The sequence below is a fragment of the Pseudomonas sp. K8 genome, from assembly GCF_014889455.1.
GTDB classification, from domain to species: domain Bacteria; phylum Pseudomonadota; class Gammaproteobacteria; order Pseudomonadales; family Pseudomonadaceae; genus Aquipseudomonas; species Aquipseudomonas veronii.
Window position 1 is genome coordinate 1 of record NZ_VJWO01000101.1, and the last position, 5,135, is coordinate 5,135.

Below are 5,135 nucleotides of genomic sequence, written 5' to 3' on the forward strand. Positions count from 1 at the left end.
TCGCCCATCTGGTGCCACGCGACCTGCTGTGGTTCTTCGGCGGCGATTGCCTGCACTTCATGCCCGATGAAGAACTGGACCTGTACCAGGCCCTGGAAGAGCGTCGCTTTGAAGCCGAACAGAACGACGAACCGTTCGACTGGAACCAGGAAAAACAGCTGCTGGCGATGCCGCAGGACCAGAGTAAGCACTGATCATTCAATGTGGGAGGGGGCAAGCCCCCTCCCACACTACCGAGAGCCAGTACCTGGGCCAGGACATGATGAGCCAGGTCATCCTGCGTTACCCGCAAATCGCCCATCTGGTGCCACGCGACCTGCTGTGGTTCTTCGGCGGCGATTGCCTGCACTTCATGCCCGACGAAGAGCTGGACCTGTACCAGGCCCTGGAAGAGCGTCGCTTTGAAGCCGAACAGAACGACGAACCGTTCGACTGGAACCAGGAAAAACAGCTGCTGGCGATGCCGCAGGACCAGAGCAAGCACTGATCATTCAATGTGGGAGGGGGCAAGCCCCCTCCCACACTACCCTCGGCGCAGCGTCGGCTCGGTGGCCATGCACGCCACCAGATAATCAATGAACACCCGCACCTTCGGCGGCAGGTACCGCGTCGGCGAGTGCAGCAGCCAGGCCTCGCCATGGTAGGACGCAATAAAGTCCCACTCAGGCAACACCTGCACCAGGCGCCCCTCATCCAACGCATGCCGCGCCGTGAAGTACGGCAAGCTGCCAATCCCCACATGCTGCAACACCGCATCCAGGCGCACGCCGGTGTGGTTCGCCGCATACCGCCCCCGCACGCCCACCGTGACCGCCTTGCCCGCCCGGCGAAACTTCCAGCGCGAGTCCCCCGGGGTTTCGCCCAGGTAGATGCAGCTGTGCGCCAGCAGATCATGGGGATGACTCGGCGTGCCGTGCTCGGCCAGGTACTGCGGCGTCGCGCACAGCACGTGTTCGATGGGCAGTAATTGCCGCCCCACCAGGCCCGGCGGCGGGCTGTCGGTGATACGGATACTCAGGTCGACGTTGTCATCGATCAGGTCCACCTGCCGGTCCTCAAGGATCAACTGCACATCGACCTTGGGATAGCGCCGCAAGAATTCCGGCATATGCGGATGCACCACGAACCGCCCCACCGCCTTGGGCACGCTGACCCGCACCAAGCCCTCGGCCTCGTGGGTGAACTGGCCGCTGATTTCCATCACCGAGCGCGCCGCGTTGACCATCTCCTGGCAACGCTTGAACACCTCTTCGCCGCCCTCGCTCAAACGCAGTTTGCGCGTGGTGCGTTGCAGCAGGCGCGTGGCCAACGCCTGTTCGAGACGCGAGATGCTGCGGCTCACCGCCGAAGGCGACACGCCCAGTTGTCGCGCTGCCGCAGAAAAACTGCCGGCTTCCACCACTTTGACGAAAATCGCCATTTCACCCAGCAGCGGCAAAGGAAGATTGATGCTCATGACGCACAAGTCCATTGATAATTGAACGGATTATCACCCATCTGCGCACTATTTATACTGCCCGCAGAACCTTGATGCGGATGTAGACGATGACCGAGCGCCTGTTTTTCACCCACGACCACCTGACCGCCGAGCTTGAAGTGCTGAGCTGCACCGCCCACGAAGAGCAGTTTGCGGTCACGCTGCAGTCGACGATTTTCCACCCCCAGGGCGGCGGCCAGCCATTCGACACCGGCTGGCTGGGCGACAGCCGGGTGCTGCGGGTGACCCAGGAGGCGGAGCGCGTGGTGCATTACCTCGACCAGCCCGTAGAACCGGGCCCGATCAACGCACGGGTCGATGCACCACGCCGTGCCTTGCACACCCGCCTGCATTCCGCCGGACACTTGATCGGCAACGCCGGCGAGGCGTTGGGCTGGATGCCGATCAAGGCCCACCACTGGCCGGGCGAAGGCAAGATCACCTTTATCCGCGGCGAAAGCGCACAAGCCATGGAGGCCGACACGCTTCAACAACAGCTCGACCACTGGATCGCCGCCGACTACCCGCGCCAGATGCGCCTGGAAGACGGCATCCGCGAAGTCGGCTTCGGCGAGTTGCCCGCGTATGCCTGTGGTGGCACGCATGTCCAGGCATTAGGCGAATTGGGCCAGGTGACGATCCTGGCCGTGTCGGAGAAAAAGGGCACGCTGTCGGTGCGCTACAGCCTGGATTAAACCGCGATCGCCCCGGCCCGCCCCGGTTCCACCACGAACGACTTGAGCGTCGACACCGTGGCGGCCGGGTCACGCGGATCGGTAATCACACGAAAGTGCGTGAGCATGCGCTGGGCATCCAGCGTCACCGATACATACCCGCGCTGGCGGCTGTCGAAAAACTTCACATGAGGATTCTGCGGCAGCATCTGGGTGAAGGCGTCGTAAGGCGGCCCATCGGAGGTCACCGAGGTGCCGACGAACTCGGTGGCGAGCACGGGCGAGTCCGGGTTGTTGGCATCGGCATGCAAATCGGTGGCCCAGAATGAATGTATATCGCCGCCCCAGAACACCGGGTTGTTGACCTGATGGCGCGCGATGGACGCGAGCATTCGTGAACGGTTCGCCATGTAGCCATCCCAACCATCGGTCCAATGGCCCAGCGTGTGCTGGGTCAGGTCGCGCTGCAGCAGCGGCGCCACCAGCAAGTCCTGGGCGATCACGTTCCATTGCGCTTTCGACTGGGCAAACCCTTGGTCCAGCCAGGCCTCCTGCTGCCAACCGAGCATGGTGCGAGCGGGGTCGCGCAAGTCGCTGCAGGTGTTGGCGGCGATGTGGCCCTGATGGCTGCCGTTGGCCTGAATGCACGGTTGCTCGGAGCGATACTGTCGACCGTCGAGCACATGGAAACGCGCCAGGCGGCCGTAGTCCAGGCGCCGATAAACGCGCATATCCGGCCCGTTGGGCAGGCTGCTCACGCGCAGCGGCATATGCTCGTAATAGGCCTGATACGCCGCCGCCCGCTGCTTGAGAAACTGCGCCACGGCAACCTTCGGGTCCTGGGACCAGCGGCTGGCATAGTCGTTCTGCACCTCGTGATCGTCCCAGGTCGCCACGCTGGGCGCCGCCGCGTGCAAGGCCTGGAGATCCGGATCGGTCTTGTACAGCGCATAGCGGTTGCGATAGTCGCTCAGGGTCAGCGCGTTGCCGCTGCCGTGGGAACGAATGACTTTTCCCGAATCGGCCGCGTAGGAACTGTCGTAGATATAGTCACCGAGGAAAAACACCAGGTCCGGCTGCTCCGCCGCCAGGTGACGATAGGCACTGAAGTACCCGCGTTCCCAGTGGGAGCACGACACGAACCCCAAGCGCGCCGTCGCCAGGGCATGCAAAGCCGGCGCGGTACGCGACTGCCCTACCGCGCTCTGCGCCCCCAGCCCTTCGAACTGATACCAATACGGCCTGCCGGCTTCCAGCCCCGCGACCTCCACATGCACGGAGTGGGCAAAGCGCTCACTCGCCATCACCTCACCCTGCCTCACAATGCGCGTCATCCCCGCATCGCTGGCGACCCGCCAACGCACCGGCACCGCACGCGCCAACCCGCCGCGACCGTCCGCCGCATTGAACAACGGCGCCAGGCGCGTCCAGATCACGAAACCATCCGGCAACGGATCACCCGAGGCCACGCCCAACGTGAACGGATAATCGATCCCCGCACTGCGGGCAAACGGGCTGAGGATCGAAAAGGTGGTGGCCAGCGCCAGCCCGGCCAGCACCCGGCGCCGATCATGGTCAACCGCGCGACTCACGCCAGGCGCTCCCAGTCATTGCGCACGGTCGCAAACCCGAGCAAGTCCTCATACACCCCATTCTTGAGAAACGCGGCGCGCATACAGCCTTCGTACAGCAGGCCGATTTTCTCCATGACCCGCGCCGACTCCTTGTTGCGGCCAAAGCATTGGCTGCCCACTCGGTACAGGCCCAGTTCGGTGAACCCGAAGTCCATCACCGCACGCGCCGCCTCGGCCGCATAGCCTTGGTTGCGACAGTGCGCCGCCACCCATCCACCCAGGGGCCCGTAGTGGTGACGCGCATTGAGACGCAGACTGACGATACCGATCAATTCGCCGGTTTCGCGCAGGTGCATGCCCAGGCTCAACAGATCGCCGGCGCGGTATTTGTCTTGCATCTCGTCAATAAACGTCCGGGCCGTTTCCAGGGTATAGGGCGATGGAATGTTGGCCGTGTTGTCAGCAATCTTCGGCCCGTTGGCGAGGCTGGAAAGTACCGCGGCCTGGTCGCTTTCCAGCGCCCGCAACAGTAAACGCGAAGTCAACAAATGCGGCAATGACTGACTCATACAAGACGGCTCTCGGTGTAAATTTTTCGAGAATGTACCCCCGGCGTTTCAGTTTCATTACTTCGTGGAAGTGACCGGAAACCAATCTGTAAGACACGTCCTAGACACGTCAAAACGTAAATTAAAGTTAACCGTTCGGTCATTTTCCGTTGTTAGCGTGTCGCCCCTAATTCAATAACGGGGTAGCGGAATGAGAACCTGGGATGAACCGAAAAAACGCAAGGCACACATCGAACTGATCCCGATGATCGACGTGATGATGTTCCTCCTGGTGTTTTTCGTACTCGTGAGTCTGAACGTGATTCCGGCACTCGGCATGAAGACTCAACTGCCCAGCGCCAGCAGTTCGCAGCAGCTCAAGCCGCAGAACAAATTCATCCTCACCCTGGGCCTGGAAGGCCAGTTGCAACTGGATGGCAAGGACCTCACGGTCGACGCTCTGGTACCGGCGCTGAAGGCGGCGGAAAAGCCGGATACCAAGTCGACGATCATCGTCAACAGCGACAAGGGCGTGGAGGTTTCGCGCCTGGTGGAGGTGATGGACACCCTGCGTCTGGGTGGCTTTACCTCCGTGTCCATCGCCACGCGTAAGTCCTGATCATGTACGTCCTGTTTCGTGCGCGTCGGCTGCTGGGCAGTGTCCCGGCCCTGATCGCCCTGGTGCTGATTGCACTGGGTATCCAGTCCCAGACGTTGAAGGTCGAGCCGGTGTACGACGAGTCGGCGGTCGAGTTGGCATTGGTCGAGCCGGAGCCCGAGGTGGTGCCGCCACCCGTGGTGGAGCAAGCACCGCCACCGCCGGTGATCGAGGACGAAGAGGCCGAGCCGGCCCCTCCACCAC

6 protein-coding genes and 2 pseudogenes are annotated in these 5,135 nt (G+C 62.5%); 5 read left to right on the forward strand and 3 right to left on the reverse strand.

Annotation, left to right across the window (positions count from 1 at the left end; translation table 11 throughout):
* Positions 1-194 (forward strand): PA2817 family protein (locus tag INT12_RS30270; RefSeq protein ID WP_319018070.1); only part of this gene is annotated, 194 nt, incomplete at its 5' end.
* Positions 195-229: 35 nt separating this feature from the next.
* Positions 230-487, forward strand: a pseudogene (locus tag INT12_RS30275) (PA2817 family protein); the annotation flags it as partial.
* Between the two features lie 36 nt (positions 488-523).
* On the opposite strand, the gene INT12_RS30280 reads toward INT12_RS30275, so the two are convergent.
* Positions 524-1,456, reverse strand: coding sequence for a LysR family transcriptional regulator (locus tag INT12_RS30280; protein ID WP_126586539.1), 933 nt, complete (start codon positions 1,454-1,456; stop codon positions 524-526).
* Between the two features lie 89 nt (positions 1,457-1,545).
* On the opposite strand from INT12_RS30280, the gene INT12_RS30285 reads away from it, so the two are divergent.
* On the forward strand, positions 1,546-2,172 hold the full coding sequence (locus INT12_RS30285) for a hypothetical protein (RefSeq protein ID WP_017846825.1): 627 nt from the start codon (positions 1,546-1,548) through the stop codon (positions 2,170-2,172).
* Here INT12_RS30285 and INT12_RS30290 read toward each other — a convergent pair.
* Positions 2,169-3,743, reverse strand: coding sequence for an alkaline phosphatase D family protein (locus tag INT12_RS30290; RefSeq protein ID WP_193041132.1), 1,575 nt, complete (start codon positions 3,741-3,743; stop codon positions 2,169-2,171). The two genes, INT12_RS30285 and INT12_RS30290, sit on opposite strands and share 4 nt — an antisense overlap.
* Positions 3,740-4,294 carry a GNAT family N-acetyltransferase gene (locus tag INT12_RS30295; RefSeq protein WP_193059163.1) on the reverse strand — a complete coding sequence of 185 codons (555 nt, stop codon included), beginning with the start codon at positions 4,292-4,294 and terminating at the stop codon, positions 3,740-3,742. Before INT12_RS30295 ends, INT12_RS30290 begins: the two co-directional genes overlap by 4 nt.
* Before the next feature lie 190 nt (positions 4,295-4,484).
* Between INT12_RS30295 and INT12_RS30300 the strand changes: the two genes are divergently transcribed.
* Together INT12_RS30300 and INT12_RS30305 are read left to right on the forward strand one after the other, a co-directional pair.
* On the forward strand, positions 4,485-4,892 hold the full coding sequence (locus INT12_RS30300; RefSeq protein ID WP_005786670.1) for an ExbD/TolR family protein: 408 nt from the start codon (positions 4,485-4,487) through the stop codon (positions 4,890-4,892).
* A gap of 2 nt (positions 4,893-4,894) precedes the next feature.
* Positions 4,895-5,135 (forward strand): annotated as a pseudogene (locus tag INT12_RS30305) (energy transducer TonB); the annotation flags it as partial.